This window comes from Nonomuraea sp. CA-141351, assembly GCF_050944675.1.
Classification (GTDB): Bacteria; Actinomycetota; Actinomycetes; order Streptosporangiales; family Streptosporangiaceae; genus Nonomuraea.
The window spans coordinates 2,716,493-2,737,742 of the sequence record NZ_CP191982.1; the positions used below are offsets into that span (position 1 = coordinate 2,716,493).

Sequence of the window (21,250 nt, forward strand, 5' to 3'; positions counted from 1 at the left end):
GTCCGGCCGTAGGGCGCGTGTCAGGAGCGTAGGCGCAGCCCGCGGGGCGTGGGATGGAACCCGGCCGCCTCCAGGGCAGCCGCCAGCGGTGAGTCGATGATGGAGGCGCCGTCGGCCCGCTCCACGGTCAACTTCCCGAGTGCGCCGTCCCGCACGGCCAGCGCGAGCGCGTCGACGGCGGGCTGCAGCCGCTCGTCGTCGGCGAACGACAGCAGCGTCTTGCCGCCTCGCTCGACGTAGAGCACCAGGTGGCCGTCCACGAGCACGACCAGCGACCCGGCCTTCCTGCCCGGCTTGTGCCCGAGGTCGCCCGGGTGCTGCGGCCAGGGGAGCGCGGCGCCGTACGGGCTGGCGGGATCGGCGGCGGCCAGCACCACGGCCCGGGACCGTGCGTTCTCCTGGTGTGCGGCCGGGGCGATGCCAGGCGCCATGGCGCGCATCCGGTCGACCGCTCCCGGCAGCGCGAACTGCGCGCCTCCCAGCCCCTCGACGAAGTAGCCCCGGCGGCATCGCCCGCTCTCCTCGTACGCGCGCAAGACCTGGTAGACGGGGGTGAACCCGCCGGGCAGCCGTTCGGACGTCACCGCGCCCCTGGTCACCACGCCGTGCCGCTCCAGCAGCACCTCGGCCTGCGCGTGGGCCCGCTGGGTCGCGTCGGCGGCGGGCGCGGGCAGCAGCCACCATCGGCCGCCCACGGTGGGAGGGCCGCTCCTGCTCGGCAGCACGGCCCGGCGCCTGCGCGTGGTGGCGGGCCGGTGCGCGGGACGGCCGGTGCCGAGCGTGGCCCGCAACGGGGCCAGTGTGTCACCGGAGACCCGCCCCGCCCACACCAGGTCCCACAGCGCCGCGGCCAGCGTCGCGTCGTCCAGCGAGCCGAGCTGGTCGGAGATGCCCCGGAAGAACAGCGCGCCGCCCCCGCCCAGCAGCTCGAGCACCCGCTCGTGCAGGGGCGTCATCGTGATCTCGGCGGGCTCGGGGAGCAGCAGCGGCGCGGTGTCGGCGTAGTAGAGCGACACCCATCCATCGCCACCGGGCAGCGACCCCTGACCCGCCCACATCACCTCGCCCGACGAGGTCAGCTCGTCGAGCAGCGCCGGGTGGTAGCCGGGCACTCGCGAGGGCAGCACCAGCGTCTCCAGCGCGGACGCGGGCACCGCGGCCCCCTGGAGCTGCTCGATCGAGCGGACCAGCGCGTCCATGGCCCGGGCCGCCTCGCTCGCCCCCCGGCCACCGGCCGCCGCGCCGCTCGAGCCGGTGATGCCGTGCCAGGCGGGCAGGAACCGGGCGAGGGTCTCCGGCGCGACCGGTTCGACCTCCTTGCGCAGCCTCGCCAGCGATCTGCGGCGCAACATCCGCAGGACGCCGGCGTCGCACCACTCCTCGCCCCGCCCGCCGGGCCGGAACTCGCCGTTCACGACCCTCCCGGACGCGGCGAGCCGCCGCAACGCGTCCGTCACCACGGCCACGCCCAGCCCGAACCGGGCGGCGGCCGTGCCCGCGTGGAACGGCCCGCGCGTGCGGGCGTGCCGCGCCAGCAGGTCGGCCAGCGGATCGGCCACGGGCTCCAGGAACGCGTGGGGCACCCCGACGGGCAGCGGCGCGCCCAGCGCGTCACGCATGCGGGCCGCGTCCTCGATCGCCGCCCACTGCTCCTCGCCCGCGATGCGCACCCTGATCGCGCGCCGCGACCGTTCGAGCTCCTCCAGCCAGGACGGATCGCCGCCGCGCACGCTCACGTCGGGCGCGAGCAGCGGCCCGTGCGAGCGCAGGAGGTCGGCGAGGTCCTCCAGGTCGCGCAGCGGGCGGTCGAGCCTGGCCAGCTCGCGCTCGGTGTCGGAGATCACGTCGGGATCGAGCAGCTCGCGCAGATCGGCCTGGCCCAGCAGCTCGGCCAGCAGCGTGGTGTCCAGCGCCAGCGCCTGGGCCCGCCGCTCGGCCAGGGGCGCGTCGCCTTCGTACATGAACGCGCCCACGTAGTGGAACAGCAGCGAGGTGGCGAACGGCGAGGCCTGCGACGTCTCGACCTCGACCAGCCGCACGCGGCGCGCGGCGATGTCGCGCATGAGCTGCACGAGCCCCGGCACGTCGAAGACGTCCTGCAGGCACTCGCGCATCGTCTCCAGCACGATCGGGAACGAGGCGTACTGCGAGGCCACGCCCAGCAGGTGGGCCGCGCGCTGGCGCTGCTGCCACAGAGGGCTGCGCCTGCCCGGCGTGCGGCGCGGCAGCAGCAGCGCCCGCCCCGCGCACTCCCTGAACCGGGAGGCGAACATGGCGGAGCCGCCCAGCTCCTCGGTGACGATCTGCTCGATCTCCTCGGCGTCGAACGCGGCCACGTCGGTGGGCGGCTCGGAGAGCGTGTCGGGGATGCGCAGCACGATGCCGTCGTCGGAGTGGACGGCCTGCACGTCGATGCCGTAGCGCTCGCGCAGCCGCCGGCTGATCGCCAGCGCCCACGGGGCGTGCACCCGCGCGCCGTAGGGGGAGTGGATGACCACGCGCCAGTCGCCGAGCTCGTCGTGGAAGCGCTCGACCAGCAGGGTGCGGTCGTCGGGGACGTAGCCGGTGGCCTCGCGCTGCTCGTGGAGGTAGGCCAGCAGGTTTCCCGCGGCGAACTCGTCGAGCCCGGCCGCCCGCATGCGCTCGGTCGAGCCGAGCTTGGCCTGCTCGCGCAGGAACTGCCCGATCGCCCTGCCCAGCTCGGCCGGGCGCCCCGGCGCGTCGCCGTGCCAGAACGGCAGCTTGCCCGGCTGGCCGGGCGCGGGCGAGACGAGCACCCGGTCGGTCGTGATGTCCTCGATCCGCCAGGAGGTCGCGCCCAGCACGAACACGTCGCCCACGCGCGACTCGTAGACCATCTCCTCGTCCAGCTCGCCCACCCTGGAGGCCTTCTCGCCCACCAGGAACACGCCGAACAGGCCGCGGTCGGGGATCGTGCCGCCGTTGGTGACCGCCAGCCGCTGCGCGCCCGGGCGACCCTGAAGGGTGCCGGTGACGCGGTCCCACACGATGCGCGGGCGCAGCTCGGCGAACTCCTCGCTCGGGTAGCGCCCGGCCAGCATGTCGAGCGTGGCCTCCAGCGCGCTCCTGGGCAGGGTGGCGTAGGGGGCGGCCCGCTTGACCACCGACTCGAGCTCGTCGACCGTCCACTCGTCCATCGCGGTCATGGCCACGATCTGCTGCGCCAGCACGTCGAGCGGATTGCGCGGATAGCGCAGCTCCTCGATCTGGCCGCTCTTCATGCGCTCGGCCACCACGGTCGTCTGCACCAGGTCGCCCCGGTATTTCGGGAAGATGACTCCTTTGGACACCGCGCCGACCTGGTGACCGGCCCGGCCGATGCGCTGGAGCCCGCTGGCCACGCTCGGCGGCGCCTCCACGCACGCGACCAGGTCGACCGCGCCCATGTCGATGCCCAGCTCCAGGCTGGAGGTGGCGACCACGGCAGGCAGCCGGCCGGACTTGAGCGCCTCTTCGATCTGCGCCCGCTCCTCCTTGGAGACCGAGCCGTGGTGAGCGCGGACGATCTCCGTCACGACGCCCTTGCTCGCCCCGGCCTGCGCCATCATGTCGGCGGGCATCCGCCTGGGCGTCTCCCAGACCGGGCCGGCGGACGGTCCCGTCTCCCAGATGGAGAGGTCGACGGCCTCGCCGTCGCCGCGCTCCCGCTCGTAAGCCAGCTCGTTGAGCCGGGTGCACAGCCGTTCGGCCAGCCGCCGCGAGTTGGCGAAGACGATCGTCGAGCTGTGCGCCCCGATCAGATCGAACAGCCGGTCCTCCACATGGGGCCAGATCGACCTGTTGCCCGGCTCCGGGGCGAAATCTTCCTCGCCCTGGGGCTGCGGGCGGCCCTCCATCTCGGTCATGTCCTCGACGGGGACGACGACCTCGACCTCGATCCGCTTCTCCGACGGCGGCTGTACGACGGTGGCCGGTCGCGTGCCCCCGAGGAACGCCGCCACCTCGCTCACCGGACGCACGGTCGCCGACAGCCCGATCCGCTGCGCGGGCCTGTCGAGCAGCGCGTCGAGCCGCTCCAGGCTGAGCGCCAGGTGAGCGCCGCGCTTGGTGGCCGCGACCGCGTGGACCTCGTCCACGATCACCGTCTCCACGCCGCGCAACGCCTCTCGCGCCTGGCTGGTGAGCAGCAGGAACAGCGACTCCGGCGTCGTGATGAGGATGTCGGACGGCTTGGCCGCGTATCGTCTGCGGTCCTCCGAGGGGGTGTCGCCCGAGCGGATCGCCACCGAGATCTCCGGCACCGGCAGCCCGAACCGGCGCGCCGTCTGCTTGAGCCCGGCCAGCGGGGCACGCAGGTTGCGCTCGACGTCGACGGCCAGCGCCTTGAGCGGCGACACGTAGAGCACTCGAGTCCCCTTGCGGACGGGCTCGGCGGGCTCGGGCTTGCTGCGCTTGCGCTTGGGGGTGGCCTCGGCGCGGTCCGGCTTGGGAGTGGCCTCGGCATGGTCCGACGCCAGCCTGTCGAGGGACCACAGGAACGCCGCCAGCGTCTTGCCCGATCCGGTGGGCGCGACGACCAGGGTGTTGTCGCCGCGCGAGATCGACTCCCACGCCCCCTCCTGGGCGGACGTGGGCGCCTGGAAGGCTCCGGCGAACCATTGCCTGGTCACCTGGCTGAACTGGTCAAGGGAGCTCACCAGCACATACTGCCTCGCGCCACCGACAGAATACGCATTGGCACCTTGACGGGCGATTGAGCAGGGGCCTTGGCGGACATAGAGCGACCGTGACCATTGACTATGCGGCCATCGAAGCCCGCCGTGCGGAGATCAGGCAGCGTTACGTCTTACCGCACCGGCCATCGAGCAGCGCGCGGGGCCTGCACCACATGGCGCTGCTCTCGTCGGACGTGGAACGGACCATCAAGTTCTACCAGGAGCTCCTGGAGTTTCCGCTCACCGAGATCATCGAGAACCGCGACTACAAGGGCTCGAACCACTTCTTCTTCGACATCGGCAACGGCAACCTGCTCGCGTTCTTCGACTTCCCGGGGCTCGACCTGGGGCCGTACCAGGAGGTGCTGGGCGGCCTCCACCACGTCGCGATCTCCGTCGACCCCGCCACCTGGGAACGCCTGCGCGGCAAGCTGGAGATGGCCGGCGTGCCGCACCAGATAGAGAGCGGCGCCTCCATTTACTTCAAGGACCCCGACGGCGCCCGGCTGGAGCTGCTCGCCGACCATCTCGGTGAGATGTACGGCTCACGCGTGCTGTGACCGCGCGGTTCAACGATGGTTCGACGCTGCTTCGGCGCTGGTTTGACGCTCTAGCGTCGTGACGGCCGGCGCGTGCGGGGCTGTCCCGCACGGGGCGCCTGCCTGGTGCCGGCGTGCCTTTCCGATCGCTCCGCCTTGTCCTTCTGTACGGCGAGGCGCAGCGCGAGCAGTAACCGGCGGCGCCTGGCCCTGTTGGCCTTCGTCTTGGCTGTCTTCGGGGGTGAAGACTTGGGGGTCTTTGGCATGGGGATGTCTTACCCACGCCCCGGGCAATTCCATACTTGGTTCATGCGCCTGACGGAGTTCTGGAGACGGATGAACGCTCATTTCGGCGAGACGTACGCCGAGTCGTGGGCGCGTGACTACGTGCTCGCGCCGCTCGGAGGACGGACCGTCACGCAGGCACTGGCCGACGGTGAGAGCGCCAAGACCGTCTGGCGCGCGGTCTGCCAGGTGGAGAACGTCTCGCCCAAGCTGCGCTAGGTCTGCGTCGTATCGAGAGCTGCGCTCTAGGTCTGCGCCATGTCGAGGGTCTGCCGCAGCGCGGCGGCCGTGTGCTCCAGCTCGTCCGCGCTACCCTGCCCGCTGGGCGACCACAGGAACAGCCATCCGCGGTTCGACGGGGTGGCGAAGATGATCGTCTGGCGGCCGGTGCGCGGGTGCCAGACCCACAACACCGGATCGTCGGTGCCTACCATGCGGCTGACCAGGCCATGTTGGGGGAGCAACTCGGCGAGCGCCTCAAGACGGGTGCGTCGTTCCCTGGTGTAGCCGCTCGCCACTCGCCACCTCCACCCCTCGCCCTGCAGTGAGTCTCCCCAGCTCATCCCGCGTGCAACACGTTGGGACCAACATCGGCCGGGTGTCTCCATGAGGACGCGCATGGATGCTTCGGGGAGCACGGCGCCCCGGGCGCTTCCCTCGACGAGGTCTCCGCCGAGCTCGACGATGTCCCTGTCGGCCGGCCTCACCGAGGGTGCCGTCTACCCCGATTTCGCTGTGGATGAGGATGTGCCGACTTCACTGAGGGATGAGGGCTTGTCGGCCTCGCCGGGGGACGAGGAGGAGGCCGGCTTCGGCGGGAATGAGGACCTGCCGGTGGCGTTCATGCGGCACCACCTCGAGGCGGGAGGCGCGGGCGCGGGTCTCCGCTGCCGCGCGACCGACATGACCGGCATGGCCCACTGCCCGGAACGAGGGAGCCGGGACGGAGGAGTCGGGATGGCGCACTGCGCCGGCACGAAGGAGAATGACGGCTCACCTCCCCGAACGCGGGCTATTGACGGCGACCTGCGTGTTCCTGCTGTGATCGAACAGCCGTTCGGCTACGATTGACTCCGCCGGGCCACGTCTTCCCCGGCAGTCGCAGAAAATGTCGGTGGCAGGCCGTAGCTTTCACTCGACTGATCGGACCACGACCCTCCAGGGGGAGTTCCCATGGCTATCAACGACCGCGAGAAGGCCCTCGAGACCGCCCTCGCTCAGATCGAGCGACAGTTCGGCAAGGGCTCAGTGATGCGCCTGGGCGACGACGCCCGAGCTCCCATCGAGGTGATCGCCACAGGATCGATCGCCCTTGACGTGGCCCTCGGCATCGGCGGCCTGCCGCGCGGCCGCATCGTGGAGATCTACGGCCCCGAGTCCTCCGGTAAGACCACGATCGCCCTGCACGCGGTGGCCAATGCCCAGCGGGCCGGCGGCATCGCGGCGTTCATCGACGCCGAGCACGCCCTCGACCCCGAATACGCCAAGAAGCTGGGGGTCGACACCGACGCCCTGCTGGTCTCCCAGCCCGACACCGGCGAGCAGGCGCTGGAGATCGCCGACATGCTGATCAGGTCCGGTGCCGTCGACATCATCGTCATCGACTCGGTGGCCGCGCTGGTTCCCAAGGCCGAGATCGAGGGCGAGATGGGCGACAGCCACGTCGGTCTCCAGGCCCGCCTCATGTCCCAGGCCCTGCGCAAGATCGCCGGCGCGCTCAACAGCACGGGCACCACCGCCATCTTCATCAACCAGCTCCGCGAGAAGATCGGCGTCATGTTCGGCAGCCCCGAGACGACGACCGGCGGTAAGGCGCTCAAGTTCTACGCCTCGGTCCGGATGGACATCCGCCGAATCGAGACCCTCAAGGACGGCACGGAGGCGGTCGGCAACCGCACCAGGATCAAGGTCGTGAAGAACAAGATGGCCCCGCCCTTCCGCGTCGCCGACTTCGACATCCTCTACGGCGTGGGCATCTCCCGCGAGGGCGGCCTCATCGACATGGGCGTGGAGCACGGCTTCGTCCGCAAGTCCGGCGCCTGGTACACGTACGAGGGCGACCAGCTCGGCCAGGGTAAGGAAAACGCCCGCAACTTCCTGAAGAGCCACCCCGACATGGCCAACGAGATCGAGAAGAAGATCAAGGACAAGCTGGGCGTGGGCCCCCGCCTCGATGCCCCGGCCGAAGCCGCAGCCCCGGCCCCGGCCGCCGCTCCTTCCGGCCGCGGTTCGAAGTCCACCCCGAAGCCGGGTGACGTCTGATCGCCCACCCCATGAGCGACCGCGCCCGTCCCATGAGTGACCCAGACCGGCCTCAGGCGCCCCAGCCCCGGGGCGCCCGGCCCAGCCTCCCCTCGCCGTCCCCATCCCGGGGCCGCGACCTGGCCCGCTCGTCCACGGACGGCTGGCCGTCGGTCGACGAGTGGCGCGACCACCGCGCCCGCCAACGCACCTCCACCCCACCCCCCGACCCCCAGGCCAGCACGGCCGGCTCTCAGCCCAGGGTGGACGAGTCCCTGACCGGCACAGCCGATCCTCAGCCCGGTGGGGCCGATCTCCAGCCTGGGGCGGATGGTTCCCAAGCGGATGCGGTCGACTCTCCGGCGTTGGCGCGCGGCCGGTTCAGCGACAACGGCGAGGCCACGGCCGGCGAGCCTCGGACGAGCCGGGTCACAAGCGACCACCAGACGGCGGCGTCCAGCGGCCAGGCGGCGGCGTCCGGCGGCCAGGCGGCGGCGTCCGGCGGCCAGGCGGCGGCGTCCAGCGGCCAGACGGCGACGTCCGGCGGTCAGGCGGCGGCGTCCGGGCGTGCTGGTGATGACGCTGTCCTCTCTGGCGAGGAGGGTGCTGGGTGGCATTCCGAAGTGCTGGCGGGGAGCAGCTGGTTTGCGGAGGAGCAGCCGGGCGGCGGAAAGGCCGGTCAGAAGCGGACAGGCCGAGGGCGGCGATCGGGCCGATCCAGTCGGCGGTCTGGGAAGGTGGCACGAGAGCAGGGCCGGCCATACGAAGGGCTGGGCACCGGGGCCGGGCCGCATGCCGAGGGCGCTGTCGGGTTCGCGCCGGATGGTGAGAGCTTTGCCGGATCCGGGTGGGAGAGCGAGAGCGCCGCTCGGTCTGGGCGGGGTAGTGAGAGCGGTTCCGGAGGTGGGCGCGACGCGGATCCGGAGTCGGTGGCTCGGGCCATCTGCCTCCGCCTTCTCACCATGGCGCCCAAGACGCGCGCCCAACTCGCCGAAGCTCTGCGCAAGCGTAACGTGCCGGACGAGGCCGCCGAAGCGGTCCTGAGCCGCTTCTCCGAGCTCGGCCTGATCAACGACGAGGCGTTCGCCGCGGCCTGGGTCGACTCGCGGCACCACGGCCGCGGCCTGGCCAAGCGTGCCCTCGCCGCTGAACTGCGCCATCGGGGTGTGGACACCGACACGGTCAAGGAAGCAGTGGAGCGGCTGGATCCCGACCAGGAGGAGGAGACGGCGCGGCGGCTGGTGGAGCGCAAGCTCGCCTCCACCCGATCGCTCGACCCGCAGACCCGTACGCGGCGGCTGGCGGGCATGTTGGCACGCAAGGGCTACTCCGCGGGCCTGGCCTTCCGCGTCATCCGTGAGGCCTTCGAAGCGGAGGGCATCGACATGGAGGAAGACCTCCCGTAACCTCCCCCCGGCTCCCGGGTCCCCGTTCAGCTTCTGTTTTGCCGCGCTCTCACCTGTTGCCTGCGTTGACACACGGGCCGTGATAGCGCGGCTTTTGCGTTCGTACGGGTTCCTGCGCGTCCGTCTACGTTCGAGCGGGCTGTGCTGAACGCTTGCATGGTGACCAATACATTTGTATAGAATCCTGGACGTGCGACCAATATCTGAAGAGGATCTGACGACCCGCGCCCGCATCCGCGACGCCGCGATGGCGCTGTTCGCCGAGCAGGGGGTCAAGGCCACCACGATCCGCGGGATCGCCGAGGCGGCCAGAGTCTCGCCCGGTCTGGTGCAGCACCACTTCGGCACCAAGGAAGCGCTGCGGCAGACGTGTGACGAGTACGTCCTCAGCTACGTGCGTGAGCAGGTCACCGCGGGCATCACCGACCGCAACCTGGAAAAGCCCGAATTCATCGAGAACGTCCACCGCACCGCGCCGCCCCTGATGAAATACCTCGGCCGCGCGCTCGTGGAGGGCTCTCCCGCGGCCGCCGCCATGTTCGACGAGCTCGTGAGCGTGACGGAGGAGCATCTCGCCAACGAAGATCAGCACTCCGATGCCGACCACCGCGCCCGCGCGACCGTGCTGACGGCGATGAAGCTGGGCATCACAGTGCTGCACGAGCATGTCTCCCGCGCGCTCGGCACGGACCTTTACGCCCCGCAGGGTGCGCTGCGCGTCGGCAAGGCCCAGCTCGAGCTGATCAGACCGGAATTCCTCGGCCGCGAGCTGTTCGAACAGGCGCGGACGGGCCTGGAGAAGTTCGAGGGACAACAGTGAACGCCGCAGTGCGCGTCGACAGCCTGGTCAAGACCTTCGGCCGGGCCAGGGCCCTGGACGGGCTCGACCTCACCGTCGAGACAGGCGAGGTGCACGGCTTCCTCGGCCCCAACGGGGCGGGCAAGACCACCACCATCCGTATCCTGCTGGGCCAGATGCGCGCCGACGGCGGCCGGGCCGAGTTACTCGGCGGCGACCCCTGGCACGACGCCACCGAACTGCACCGAAGGCTCGCCTACGTGCCCGGCGACGTCACCCTGTGGCCCTCGCTGACCGGCGGCGAGGTCGTCGACCTGCTGGGCAGGGTACGCGGCGGCCTCGACCCCGGGCGGCGCGCCGAGTTGCTCGAGCGCTTCGAGCTCGACCCGCGCAAGAAGTGCCGCACCTACTCCAAGGGCAACCGGCAGAAGGTGGCGCTGGTGGCCGCCTTCGCCTCCGATGTGGAACTGCTGGTGCTGGACGAGCCGACCTCGGGCCTGGACCCGCTGATGGAGGCGGTCTTCAACGACTGCATCCTGCAGGAGAAGCGCAACGGCCGCACCGTGCTGCTGTCCAGCCACATCCTCTCGGAGGTCGAGACGCTGTGCGACCGCGTCAGCATCATCCGCGCCGGCCGTACCGTCGAGTCCGGCAGCCTTGCCGACCTGCGCCACCTCACCCGCACCTCGGTGACGGCCGAGCTGATCGGGCCCGCGCCCGGCCTGGCCACCTTGCCCGGCGTACACGATTTGACCGTGGACGGCGCCCGGCTGCGGTGCCAGGTGGACGGTGACGCGCTCACCGCGGTGCTCGCCGAGCTGGCCGGCGCGGGCGTACGCACATTGACCACGCGGCCACCGACTCTGGAAGAGCTGTTCCTGCGCCACTACGAGGGAGCAGCCAGATGACCGGCACCCGGGCACTGATCCGGCTCATTCTGCGCAGGGACCGTGTGCTGCTGCCGGTGTGGATCGCGATCAGCGCGCTGCTGCCGGCGAGCATCGCCTCCTCCACCACGGCCCTGTATGCCGACCAGGCCGCCCGCGACGCCTTCGCGGCGGCCTCGATGAGCAACCCCGCGCAGCTGGCCACCCGCGGCCCCATCTACGACGCGAGCGTCGGCGGCCTGACCGCCTGGACACTCGGTTCGTCCGCGACGCTGATCGGCGGACTGATCAGCATCCTGCTGATGATCAGGCACACCCGGGTCGAGGAAGAGACCGGCCGGCGCGAGCTGCTGTCGTCGGGGGTCGTCGGCCGCCACGCCCCGCTGGCCGCCGCGCTCGCGGTCGTGCTGGCCGCCAACCTGCTGCTGGGCCTGCTGTCGGTGCCCGCCCTGGTCGGCAATGGCCTGCCCGCGGGTTCCTCGCTGCTGTTCGGGTTGTCCACCGCTGCGGGCGGCTGGGCGTTCGCGGCCGTGGCCGCGGTCACCGCGCAGCTCGCCGCGTCATCCGGTACGGCGCGCGGCATGGCGATCGCCATCGGCGGCCTGCTGTTCGCGCTGCGCTCGCTGGCCGACACCGCCGGCATCGGCTGGCTCGCGTGGCTGTCGCCGTTCGGCTGGGTCCGGCTGACCAAGCCCTACGCCGGCGACCAGTGGTGGGTGCTGGGGCTGCTGGCGGTGTTCGTCACCGCCCTGGCGGCGGCCGCCTTCGCACTGTCCACACGGCGTGACGTGGCCGGCGGCCTGGTGCCCACCCGGCCGGGGCCCGCCACAGGAGGGCTGCCGGGCCCGTTCGGCCTGGCCGGGCGGCTGCACCGGGGCACGCTCGCGGGCTTCGCCATCGGTTTCGGTCTGCTGGGTGCCCTGCTCGGCGTGTCAGCGCGCGGGCTGGACACTCAGCTGAACACGCCACAGTTCCAGGAGCTGGCCGCGACCGTCGGCGGCGCCGGCGCCCGCATCTCGGATGTGTTCTTCACGTTCGTGATGTACGTGCTCAGCCAGCTCGTCACAGGAGCCGCGCTGGTGTCGGCGCTGCGTGCCCGTGGAGAGGAGGCGGCGGGCCGGGCCGAGCTGCTGCTGTCCACCCCTGTCGGCCGGCTGCGCTGGGCGCTGAGCCATCTGGTGGTCGCCATCGTGAGCCCGGCACTGCTGCTGGCCGTGCTGGGCGCGGCGGCGGGCCTCACCTACGACGGCGACGTGGCCCGCGTCACCGGGGCCACGCTGGCCTACCTGCCCGCGGTCTGGACCGTGGTCGGGATCGCGACGCTGCTGTTCGGCATGCTGCCCCGGCTGGCGGCGGCCGTGAGCTGGACCGTGCTCGGCCTCTTCCTGGTCGTGGATCTGCTCGCGGAGTTCAAGCTGGCCACCGGGGTCGTCCTGAACCTTTCGCCGTACGTGCATGTGCCGGCGATGTTGCTGGGCGGCGCCTCGTCACCGGTGGCGCCGCTGCTGGGACTGACCGCGGTGGCCGTCACTCTGGCCACGGCGGGGCTGGCGTTCCTGCGCCGCCGCGACCTGGTGCCCTCTGCCTGAACCCACATGGGCACTTCGCGAAAGGGTGACAGGAGGCATCAAAGCGGTCGGCCTGGACTGGCAGAGACTGCTAACATCGCGGCGGCGTAAGGGACGCCTGATCGCTACGAGGGAGGTTGATGAATATGGCTGCCAGCAGCCGTAGTCAGCATGCCCTTGTCCGGCCCGCGCGAGACTAGCGCGGTCCGGGTCGTTCCATCGACCAGGAGTCTCACGTGTCTTCTTTCTTTCCGGTGACCGACACCGACGTGACCACCGACCGCCTCATCCTGCGGTCGTGGGTCCCGGGCGAAGTCAGCGTCGTCCTTGACGGTGCCCGGCTGGCGCACTGGGCTGAGGACTTCCCCGCCGAGGGGGATCAGGTCATCGCCGGTCTGTTCTCCGAGCACCCCACGTGGCTGGGCGAGTACGGCCACCGTCAGATCATCGAACGCGACAGCGGTCTGGTGGTCGGCTCGATCGGGCTGTTCTGGCCCCCGAGCGACGGCACCCTGGAAATCGGGTACGGCATCGTGGCCTCTCGCCGGGGGCGTGGCTACGCCCCCGAGGCAACGCGTGCCTTGACCGAGTTCGCCCTCACCGCACCGGGAGTCCACACGGTCCATGCCAACGTGGAGCTGTCGAACCCTGCTTCGATCCGGGTGCTGGAAAAGGCCGGCTTCCAGCGATCCCACACCGACACTGAGCAGAACACGGCCCGGTACGACGCCACACCGGCGGTCCAGCGGTAACCACCCACAGCGGGTCGGCGGCGGTACACCCTCGCCGATCCCCAACGCCATCCAGGCCCATCCCGCTCTGGAGTTCGGACGCCTGGGAGAGCTCCAGCGAGCACCTGGAACGGTGAAGCCCCACTCGCTACAAGCCCGCAGGCCCAAGTGGGGCAATTCGGGCAGTAATGGGGGATATGGGGCAGAGTGTGGAGATGCAAGCCCGTAAGACACGCTTGATGACGCGTTTGCTTGCTCGTGACCTGTTCGACGCATAACCTCGACGACAGTGAGGAGTTACTCCGCGCAGCGCGGATTGCCATACCGGTGAACGACGGACGTACGAGGTTGATTGATCGAGGCGGACGAGGTGTCGGCTTTGCGAGTCGACGCCCGGTCAGTCTTGGCTGGATATCGATCATGACGCCCACCGGGCTATTCGTGCCGCGCTTGTGACCCCTCCCGTTTTGTGGCCGCGTTATGAGGTGTTGACGACGCGAGGAGGGCGGGGCGCACATGGGGCCGCTTGTCGTGGTGCTGATGGTGGCGGTGCTCGTGCTCGCGTTCGGGATGATCGTCGCGCTCCTCGTCGTCATACGGCGCACCTCGGGCGAGCTGCCACGCGCGGCCAAGGCCGGCCCTGAGGAGGTGCAGGCCGTACACGAAGAGCTCGAGCAGGCGCGTGAAGAGGCGCGGGAGATCCGCCACAAGGCGGAGACCGACGCCGAGGAGATCCTGCGCAGGTCGGAGGCCGCCGCCGAGAGTGCCGCGCAGATGCGGCGGGAGGTCGAAGAGGAGAGCCGGATACTCAAGTCCGAGCTCAAGGAGCTACGTGCCGACCTCGAGCGGCGGGAGGCCAGGCTGGCCGAGCGGGAGCAGCGGCTGGACGAGGAGGCCAGGCGGCAGTCCGAGCGCGACAGGAAACTGGCCGAGACCGAGATCGAGCTGGCCGACAGGCGCGAGGAGCTGCTGCAGGTCGAGGAGGAGCGGCGGGTCGTCCTGGAACGGGTCGCCGGATTGACCGTTGCGCAGGCCAAGACCGAGCTGGTCAAGGAGATCGAGAACCAGGCCAAGCGCGAGGCCGCGCTGATCGTCAGGGAGATCGAGAGCGATGCCCGCAAGGAGGGCGAGAAGCGGGCCACCAAGATCGTGACGCTGGCGGTGCAGCGGGTGGCGGCGGAGCAGACGGCGGAGTCGGTCGTCAGCGTGCTCCATCTGCCCGGGGACGAGATGAAGGGCAGGATCATCGGCCGTGAAGGGCGGAACATCCGGGCCTTCGAGTCCACGACCGGCGTAAATCTGATCATCGATGACACGCCTGAGGCCGTGCTGCTGTCGTGTTTCGATCCGGTGCGGAGAGAAACGGCCCGGCTGACGCTGGAGAAGCTCGTGCTGGACGGGCGCATCCATCCCCAGCGCATCGAGGAGGCGCACGACCGCAGCCGTCAGGAGGTGCAGGATCTGTGCGCGCGGGCCGGCGAGGACGCCCTGGTCGAGCTGGGGATCACCGACATGCACCCCGAGCTGACGCTGCTTCTCGGCCAACTCCGGTACAGGACGTCGTACGGGCAGAACGTTCTGAAACACCTGATCGAGTCCGCGCACATCGCCGGGATCATGGCCGCCGAGCTGAAGATGAACCAGACGTTGATGAAGCGCTGTGCCCTGCTCCACGACATCGGCAAGGCGCTCACGCACGAGGTCGAGGGCAGCCACGCGCTGATCGGGGCGGAGATCGCCCGCAGGTACGGCGAGGAGGAGGACGTGGTGCACGCCATCGAGGCGCACCACAACGAGGTCGAGGTTCGCACCGTCGAGGCGGTTCTCACCCAGGCCGCCGACGCGATCAGCGGCAGCCGTCCCGGCGCCCGCCGCGAGTCCCTGGAGGCGTACGTCAAGCGCCTGGAGCGGCTGGAGGAGATCGCGCAGTCGTACGAGGGCGTCGAGAAGGTCTTCGCCATGCAGGCCGGGCGGGAGATCCGGGTCATGGTCAAGCCGGACGCGATCGACGACATCCAGGCGCAGGTGATCGCCCGCGACGTGGCCAAGCAGGTGGAGGAGGAGCTGACCTACCCCGGCCAGATCCGCATCACCGTGGTGAGGGAGTCCAGGGCCACCGAGTTCGCGCGGTAGGCCGGAACCGGCCGCCGGAGCGTGGCGGTGCCTGAGAGAGACTGGGGCATCAGGGCCGCGCCCGCCGAGGCGTCACCGGGTCAGGCCAGGCGGATGCGTGGGTCGAGCAGCCCGTACGCCACATCCACCAGCAGGTTCGCCACCACCACCGCGGTCGTCGCCAGCGTGACCACGCCCATGATCACGGGCAGGTCCCCGCTGACGAACGCCTGCACCACCGCCTGCCCCACCCCGCCGAGCCCGAAGACCGACTCCGTCACCACCACCCCGCCGATCAGCGTGCCGACGTCCACCCCGAGCTGCGTCACCACCGGCGTGAGCGCGGCCCGCAGGCCGTGCCGGTAGATCACGCGTCGCTCCGGTACCCCCTTGGCCCGGGCCGTGCGGATGTAGTCCTCGCCGAGGACGTCCAGCATGGAGCCGCGCGTGAGCCGGGCGTACGTCGCCGCCTGGACCATGGCCAGCGTGACCCACGGCAGGATCAGGTGGCGGGCCCATTCGGCGGGATTCTCCGAGAACGGCACGTACGAGTCCGGCGGCAGGATGGGCACGCCCGCCATCGACAGCTGGAAGAACAGGAAATACAGCAGCAGCAGGCCCACCACGAAGGTCGGCATCGAGACCCCGGCCAGCGCCAGCAGGGTCAGGCCGCGGTCCACCACGGACCGCGCCCGGGTGGCGCTGAGCACCCCGGCACCGACGCCCATGGTGAACCACAGCACGGCGCCCCCCAGCACCAGCGAGAACGTCGGAGGGAAGTCGGAGGCGAGCAGTTTGCCGACCGATTCGCCGGAGAAGTACGACTGGCCCAGGTCGCCGTGGAGCAGCCTGCCCAGGTAGTCCAGATACTGGACGAGCGTGGGCCGGTCGAGGCCGAGGTTGTGGCGGATCAGCTCCACCTGCTCGGGCGTGGCCTGCCGCCCGGCCAGGGTCCTGGCGGGATCGCTGGGCGCGACGAAGAACAGCAGGAACGTCCCGAGCGTCACCAGCCACAGGACGAGCAGGCCGAGCAGGGCTCGGCGCAGCAGGAATGCGCGCAGCATCACGCCCCCTTACGCGTACGGCGGCGGCCGAACAGGCGCTCCATCCGTGGGTCGATGGCGTCCCTGATCCCGTCGCCCACCAGGTTGAACGCGAGCGTGGTGATCAGCAGCGTGGCGGCCGGGAACCCCAGATACCAGTACGCCACCCGGTAGAACCCCTGCGCCTCGCTCAGCAGGTTCCCCCACGAGGGGGTGGGCGGCACGATCCCCAGCCCCAGGTACGACAGCGTCGACTCGAACACGATGGCCGCGGGGACCAGCAGCGTGGTCAGCACGATGACGGGAGCCAGCAGGTTCGGCAGGATGTCCACGAACATGATCCGGAAATCGCCCGCACCTATGGAACGGGCGGCCTCCACGTACTCGCGTTCCTTCACCGACAACGTCTGCCCGCGCACCACGCGGGCGATGGCCGCCCACGAGTAGAACGCGATCACCCCGATCGTGGCCGTCAGCGAGGGTCCGGCGATGGACACCACCGCGATCGCGAAGATCAGGTACGGGAACGACAGCACGACGTCCATCAGCCGCGACAGCACGGTGTCCACGACGCCGCCGTAGTACCCGGCCAGCAGCCCGACCACCACCCCCACCAGCGCCGCCAGCCCGGTGGCCACCACGCCGACGAGCAGCGAGACCCGAGCCCCGTACAGGACCCTGATGAACAGGTCGCGTCCGAGCCGGTCGGTGCCGAACCAGAACTCCCCGTTCGGCGGGACGGGCAGCCCCTGGGCCGTGATGCCGGTGTCGCGGAACTGGTCGTCGGGGCCGTGGCCGTTCCAGGCGGCGATGAGCGGCGCGGCCAGCGCCAGCGCGCACAGCAGGATGACGACCACGCCGGACACCATGGCGACCTTGTCGGTCCTGATCCGGCGCCAGGCGAGCTGCCAGGGCCCGCGCCCGGCGATCCCGGACTCGGTGACGGCGCCGGGTCTGATCTCGGTCAGTGTCATACGACCACCTCGATGGGGAAGTGGCACGCCGCCGCTCCCTCAGGCGCCGCCGGGCCCTCAAGCAAGGGCTCCACGGAGGAGCAGACCTCCTGCGCCCGCGGGCACCGGGGATGGAAGCGGCAGCCGGACGGCGGGTCGATCGGTGAGGGCACGTCCCCGGTCAGCACGATGCGCCGCCGCCGCTGCGCCTCGTCCGGGTCGGCCACCGCGGTCGCCGACAGCAGCGCGTTCGTGTACGGGTGCCGCGGCCGGTCGTACACCGACTCCGCGTCGCCGAGTTCGACCACCTTGCCCAGGTACATGACCGCGATCCGGTCGCTGATGTGCCGCACCACCGACAGGTCGTGGGCGATGAACAGGTACGTCAGCCCGAACTCGGCCTGGAGATCCTTCAGCAGGTTCAGGATCTGTGCCTGGATGGACACGTCGAGCGCCGACACCGGCTCGTCGCAGATGATCAGCCGGGGCCGCAGCGCGAGCGCTCTGGCCACTCCGATCCGCTGCCGCTGCCCGCCGGAGAACTCCGCGGGGAACCGGTTGTAGTGCTCCGGGTTGAGCCCGACCCGTTCCATCAGCTCCTGCACGGCCCGGCGGAGCGCGTCGCCGCTCATCACCCGGTGGATCACGAGCGGATCGGCGATGATCGACCCGACGCGCCTGCGCGGGTTCAGCGAGCCGTACGGGTCCTGGAAGATGACCTGGATGTCGCGCCGGTAGGGCCGCATGCGTTTGCGGGGCAGGTTCGTGATGTCCGCGCCGTCGAACCGCACCCTGCCCGACGTGACCGGATGCAGCCCGGCGATGCACCGCGCGAGCGTGGACTTGCCGCAGCCCGTCTCGCCCACCAGGCCCAGCGTCTCGCCCGCGGAGAGCGTGAAGCTGACCCCGTCCACCGCCCTCACCTGCCCGATCACGTGCTTGACCAGCGCACCCGTGGTGATGGGGTAGTGCTTGACCAGGTTCGAGACCTCGAGCAGCATCACGACTCCTTCGCCTTGAGCCGCAGCGCCTCGGCCGCCGTGCCCAGCCCGACCGCCTCGTGCGGCAGCCAGCAGGCCGAGGCGTGGGCGCCGTCCCCGGTCACCGTGGCGAGCGGCGGCTGTTCGGCCGGGCAGACCGGCATCGCGTACGGGCAGCGCGGGTGGAACGCGCACCCCGACGGGATCGCGATCAGGCTGGGCGGCGAGCCGGGGATGGGCCGCAGCCGCCCGCCCCGGTCCCCGCTGCTGCCCGGGATCGACTCCAGCAGGCCCTTGGTGTACGGGTGGTGCGGCCGGTAGTAGAGCGTGCGCCGGTCGGCCCGCTCGACCGCGAGCCCGGCGTACATGACCAGCACCTCGTCGGCCATGCCCGCCACCACGCCGAGGTCGTGCGTGATGAGGATGAGCGCGATCCCGAACTCCGCCTGCACCCGCGCGATGAGCTCCAGGATCTGCGCCTGCACGGTCGCGTCGAGCGCCGTGGTCGGCTCGTCGGCCACGATCAACTTCGGGTTGAGCGCGAGCGACATGGCGATCATCGCCCGCTGCCGCATGCCGCCGGAGAACTGGTGCGGGTAGTCGTCCACGCGGCGCTCCGGCCGGGGGATGCCGACCAGGCCGAGCAGCTCGACCGCCCGCCTCCTGGCCTCGGCGCGGGAGGTGTCCGGCCGGTGCACCCTGATCAGCTCCTCGATCTGCCAGCCCACCTTGTAGAGCGGGTGCAGGCTGGTCAGCGGGTCCTGGAAGACGACGCTGATCTCGGCGCCGCGGAGGTGGCGCAGCCGCTCGCGGTCGAGCTCGAGCAGGTTGACGCCGTCGAACATGGCGGTGCCGGAGATGTCGGCCTCGGGGGTGAGCCCCAGGATGGCCTGGGTGCTCACCGTCTTGCCGCTGCCGGACTCGCCGACGATCGCCAGCGTGCGGCCGCGTTCGATGCGGAACGACAGCCCCCGCACGGCCTGCACCACGCCGTCGGACGTGGGGAAGGCCACGCGGAGGTCCGTCACCTCGAGCAGGCTCATCACGGGTTGCTGGGGTTGAGCCAGAGGTTGGTGAAGTCGTAGAGCTGGAACGCCGGCAGGTACAGGGCGTTCTGCACCCGCTTGCTCTTGGAGATCGGTGTGTTCTGGTTGTTGAGCGGCACGAGCACCGCGTCGGCCATGACCGCCTGATCCACCTGGTGCCAGAGGGCGGCTGCCTTGGTCTGGTCCTGCTGGGCCAGCGCCTGCTTGATCAGCGAGTCCACCTTGGGGTTGCTGTAGCAGCCGTAGTTGCTGGTGCCGGGCGTGCAGTTGGTCTCGAACAGCGGCTGTATGACCGCGCGGCCGTTGTTGCCGTACCAGTCGGGGACCCAGCCAGGAGCCGAGATGTCCCACTTGCTGGCCTTGGCGATCGACGGGTTCTGCAGGAAGGCGCCGTAGTAGTCGCCCTGCCGCACCGGCAGGCCCTTTACCGTGATCCCGCACTTCTGCAGGTCCGCCGAGTACGACTGGAAGTTGGCCGGGTGGTTGCCCGCGTTGCGGAAGGCGCCGATGAGAGTCAGCCCGTTCGGGTATCCGGCCTCGGCGAGCAGTTGCTTGCACTTGGCCGGGTCGCCCGCGTCACCCGGGCTCGGGTACGGGTTGTACTCCTGGTATCCGATGTTGCCCGGCGGGATCGCGGTGTGCAGCGGCGTGGCCACGTCGGCGCCGCCGTAGACCTTGGCGATGGCGACCTTGCTGACCGCGTACTCGATGGCCTGGCGCACCTTGAGCTTGCCCATGGCGCCGCCGGCGTTCTTGCTCTGCAGGTTGAAGACGATGTACGGGTTGGTCACCGCGCCCGGGAAGATCTTGAAGCCGGGATCGCCCGAGCTCTTGAGCCGCGGGATCTGCGCGGTCGGCACCGGCAGGTCCCACGACAGGTCGGCGCTGCCGGCCTCGATCTGCTGCTGCACCGCGTCCGGCTCGTTGACGCCCATCTTGACCTCGATGGCGTTCACGTACTGGTGCCTGATCGGGTCGGACTCCTGCTTCCAGGCCGGGTTCCGCTCCAGCCTGATCGACTTGGTGGCCACGTACTGGGTGATCTTGTAGGGGCCGTCGGAGATCGTGTGCTGGCGGAACGTTGCGTCGTCCGGCACGTACTGGTCGTACTCCTTGGGCGCGGCCACGGAGAAGTTCAGCGACAGGATGTTGAGGAAGTCGCTGGCGGGCTGGGTCAGCGTGAAGACCACCGTCTTGTCGTCCTTGGCCTGGACGCCCGCGATGTCGTGGCCGTTCTGGAAGTCGGCCAGCGCCGCGGCCGTGGGCTTGGCCTTGGTGAACGCCTTGGCGTACGCGTCGCAGTACGCCTTCATGCCCTTGATCGTGCTCGTGTAGTAGCCGGGCGCCCCGGAGCCTGCCACCGGGTTGCAGATCCGCTTGAAGCCGCGGACGAAGTCGCCCGCCGTCACCTCGCGCGGCGGCTGGGTGTCCCACTGCACGCCGTCACGGAGCTTGATCGTGTACGTGAGCCCGTCGGCGCTCAGGCCGCCGTTGTCCGCCGTGGGCAGCTCGGCCGCGACATCCGGGACGACCGCGAAGCCCTTGGTCGTCTCGGCCTCGCTCGCCACCCCGTTCAGCCCGAAGAGCCCGCGCGCGTACGTGCGCAGGATCCCGTTGGTGACCGTGTAGTAGGAACTGGTGGGATCGAGATGATCGACGTCGCCGCCGCCCACGAGCCGAAGCGTCCCCCCGGAAACCGGTTGGCCCGGGGCGGCGGAACTCGGCGGCGCCGAATTTCGCGCTCCGGTGTCGGTCTGGCAGGCAGTGGCGAACAAAGTTGCGGTGACCACCACGGCAATGCTGAAATGGCGCATGCTGGCCATCTGGCCTCCCTCGTGCCGAGATGCGGGGCGTGCATGGCTGGCCGTAGTGGGGCGTGCGCCGTGGCCGCGGAGCACGTCCCACATTGCATGGTCACGCGCGCGGCGGCGATCGAAAAGACGGTTACGCAACCGATGAGGATTAGCGACCGCCTAGTAATGCC

Annotated in this window: 17 protein-coding genes; 10 read left to right on the top strand and 7 right to left on the bottom strand. The window is 70.5% G+C overall.

What is annotated here, in order from left to right:
* Window positions 1-20 precede the first annotated feature (20 nt).
* The gene (locus tag ACQPWU_RS13245; RefSeq protein WP_433439685.1) at window positions 21-4,664 is read right to left on the bottom strand and encodes an ATP-dependent helicase; all 4,644 of its coding nucleotides are present in this window, start codon (window positions 4,662-4,664) and stop codon (window positions 21-23) included.
* Between the two features lie 83 nt (window positions 4,665-4,747).
* Here ACQPWU_RS13245 and ACQPWU_RS13250 point away from each other — a divergent pair, with 83 nt between their 5' ends.
* Window positions 4,748-5,236, top strand: a complete 489-nt coding sequence (locus tag ACQPWU_RS13250; protein ID WP_360703290.1) for a VOC family protein — start codon at window positions 4,748-4,750, stop codon at window positions 5,234-5,236.
* A 288-nt stretch (window positions 5,237-5,524) separates the two neighbouring features.
* A complete protein-coding gene (locus ACQPWU_RS13255) occupies window positions 5,525-5,719 on the top strand; it encodes a DUF3046 domain-containing protein (RefSeq protein WP_360703296.1) in 195 nt (64 codons plus the stop codon).
* 26 nt (window positions 5,720-5,745) lie between these two features.
* Here ACQPWU_RS13255 and ACQPWU_RS13260 read toward each other — a convergent pair whose 3' ends face one another.
* Window positions 5,746-6,018: a hypothetical protein gene (locus ACQPWU_RS13260; protein WP_433439688.1), complete on the bottom strand. Its 273-nt coding sequence runs from the start codon at window positions 6,016-6,018 to the stop codon at window positions 5,746-5,748.
* A gap of 166 nt (window positions 6,019-6,184) precedes the next feature.
* Here ACQPWU_RS13260 and ACQPWU_RS13265 point away from each other — a divergent pair, with 166 nt between their 5' ends.
* From ACQPWU_RS13265 to rny, 8 genes are all read left to right on the top strand, one after another.
* Complete coding sequence (locus tag ACQPWU_RS13265) at window positions 6,185-6,571, top strand: hypothetical protein (protein ID WP_433439690.1); 387 nt, start codon at window positions 6,185-6,187, stop codon at window positions 6,569-6,571.
* A 102-nt stretch (window positions 6,572-6,673) separates the two neighbouring features.
* The gene (gene recA / locus ACQPWU_RS13270) at window positions 6,674-7,762 is read left to right on the top strand and encodes a recombinase RecA (protein WP_433439692.1); all 1,089 of its coding nucleotides are present in this window, start codon (window positions 6,674-6,676) and stop codon (window positions 7,760-7,762) included.
* A gap of 32 nt (window positions 7,763-7,794) precedes the next feature.
* Entirely contained in the window at window positions 7,795-9,147 is a 1,353-nt protein-coding gene (locus ACQPWU_RS13275; protein WP_433439694.1) for a regulatory protein RecX, read from the top strand.
* A 190-nt stretch (window positions 9,148-9,337) separates the two neighbouring features.
* The gene (locus ACQPWU_RS13280) at window positions 9,338-9,967 is read left to right on the top strand and encodes a TetR/AcrR family transcriptional regulator (protein WP_433439696.1); all 630 of its coding nucleotides are present in this window, start codon (window positions 9,338-9,340) and stop codon (window positions 9,965-9,967) included.
* A complete protein-coding gene (locus tag ACQPWU_RS13285; RefSeq protein ID WP_433439698.1) occupies window positions 9,964-10,854 on the top strand; it encodes an ABC transporter ATP-binding protein in 891 nt (296 codons plus the stop codon). Before ACQPWU_RS13280 ends, ACQPWU_RS13285 begins: the two co-directional genes overlap by 4 nt.
* Entirely contained in the window at window positions 10,851-12,422 is a 1,572-nt protein-coding gene (locus tag ACQPWU_RS13290; RefSeq protein ID WP_433439700.1) for an ABC transporter permease, read from the top strand. The genes ACQPWU_RS13285 and ACQPWU_RS13290 overlap by 4 nt, the downstream gene beginning before the upstream one ends.
* Window positions 12,423-12,637: 215 nt before the next feature.
* Entirely contained in the window at window positions 12,638-13,153 is a 516-nt protein-coding gene (locus ACQPWU_RS13295) for a GNAT family N-acetyltransferase (RefSeq protein ID WP_433439702.1), read from the top strand.
* Window positions 13,154-13,648: 495 nt separating this feature from the next.
* Window positions 13,649-15,265 carry a ribonuclease Y gene (gene rny, locus ACQPWU_RS13300; protein ID WP_433439704.1) on the top strand — a complete coding sequence of 539 codons (1,617 nt, stop codon included), beginning with the start codon at window positions 13,649-13,651 and terminating at the stop codon, window positions 15,263-15,265.
* An 80-nt stretch (window positions 15,266-15,345) separates the two neighbouring features.
* Here the strand turns inward: rny and ACQPWU_RS13305 are convergent, their stop codons facing one another.
* Genes ACQPWU_RS13305 through ACQPWU_RS13325 form a run of 5 tightly spaced genes read right to left on the bottom strand, consistent with a single transcriptional unit; the run spans window position 15,346 to window position 20,939 of the window.
* Complete coding sequence (locus ACQPWU_RS13305; RefSeq protein ID WP_433439706.1) at window positions 15,346-16,308, bottom strand: ABC transporter permease; 963 nt, start codon at window positions 16,306-16,308, stop codon at window positions 15,346-15,348.
* Complete coding sequence (locus ACQPWU_RS13310) at window positions 16,308-17,261, bottom strand: ABC transporter permease (protein ID WP_360691763.1); 954 nt, start codon at window positions 17,259-17,261, stop codon at window positions 16,308-16,310. Before ACQPWU_RS13310 ends, ACQPWU_RS13305 begins: the two co-directional genes overlap by 1 nt.
* A complete protein-coding gene (locus tag ACQPWU_RS13315) occupies window positions 17,258-18,241 on the bottom strand; it encodes an ABC transporter ATP-binding protein (RefSeq protein ID WP_433439709.1) in 984 nt (327 codons plus the stop codon). The genes ACQPWU_RS13310 and ACQPWU_RS13315 overlap by 4 nt, the downstream gene beginning before the upstream one ends.
* A complete protein-coding gene (locus ACQPWU_RS13320; protein ID WP_433439711.1) occupies window positions 18,241-19,263 on the bottom strand; it encodes an ABC transporter ATP-binding protein in 1,023 nt (340 codons plus the stop codon). Before ACQPWU_RS13320 ends, ACQPWU_RS13315 begins: the two co-directional genes overlap by 1 nt.
* Window positions 19,263-20,939, bottom strand: coding sequence for an ABC transporter substrate-binding protein (locus ACQPWU_RS13325; RefSeq protein ID WP_433439713.1), 1,677 nt, complete (start codon window positions 20,937-20,939; stop codon window positions 19,263-19,265). The genes ACQPWU_RS13320 and ACQPWU_RS13325 overlap by 1 nt, the downstream gene beginning before the upstream one ends.
* Window positions 20,940-21,250 lie beyond the last annotated feature (311 nt).

Excerpts from the sequence above, each read along its gene's own strand:
- ACQPWU_RS13255 (WP_360703296.1), top strand. The coding sequence starts at position 5,525 with ATGCGCCTGACGGAGTTCTGGAGACGGATGAACGCTCATTTCGGCGAG.
- ACQPWU_RS13265 (WP_433439690.1), top strand. The coding sequence starts at position 6,185 with ATGTCCCTGTCGGCCGGCCTCACCGAGGGTGCCGTCTACCCCGATTTC.
- recA (WP_433439692.1), top strand. The coding sequence starts at position 6,674 with ATGGCTATCAACGACCGCGAGAAGGCCCTCGAGACCGCCCTCGCTCAG.
- ACQPWU_RS13275 (WP_433439694.1), top strand. The coding sequence starts at position 7,795 with ATGAGTGACCCAGACCGGCCTCAGGCGCCCCAGCCCCGGGGCGCCCGG.
- ACQPWU_RS13290 (WP_433439700.1), top strand. The coding sequence starts at position 10,851 with ATGACCGGCACCCGGGCACTGATCCGGCTCATTCTGCGCAGGGACCGT.
- rny (WP_433439704.1), top strand. The coding sequence starts at position 13,649 with ATGGGGCCGCTTGTCGTGGTGCTGATGGTGGCGGTGCTCGTGCTCGCG.
- ACQPWU_RS13305 (WP_433439706.1), bottom strand. The coding sequence starts at position 16,308 with ATGCTGCGCGCATTCCTGCTGCGCCGAGCCCTGCTCGGCCTGCTCGTC.
- ACQPWU_RS13310 (WP_360691763.1), bottom strand. The coding sequence starts at position 17,261 with ATGACACTGACCGAGATCAGACCCGGCGCCGTCACCGAGTCCGGGATC.
- ACQPWU_RS13315 (WP_433439709.1), bottom strand. The coding sequence starts at position 18,241 with ATGCTGCTCGAGGTCTCGAACCTGGTCAAGCACTACCCCATCACCACG.
- ACQPWU_RS13320 (WP_433439711.1), bottom strand. The coding sequence starts at position 19,263 with ATGAGCCTGCTCGAGGTGACGGACCTCCGCGTGGCCTTCCCCACGTCC.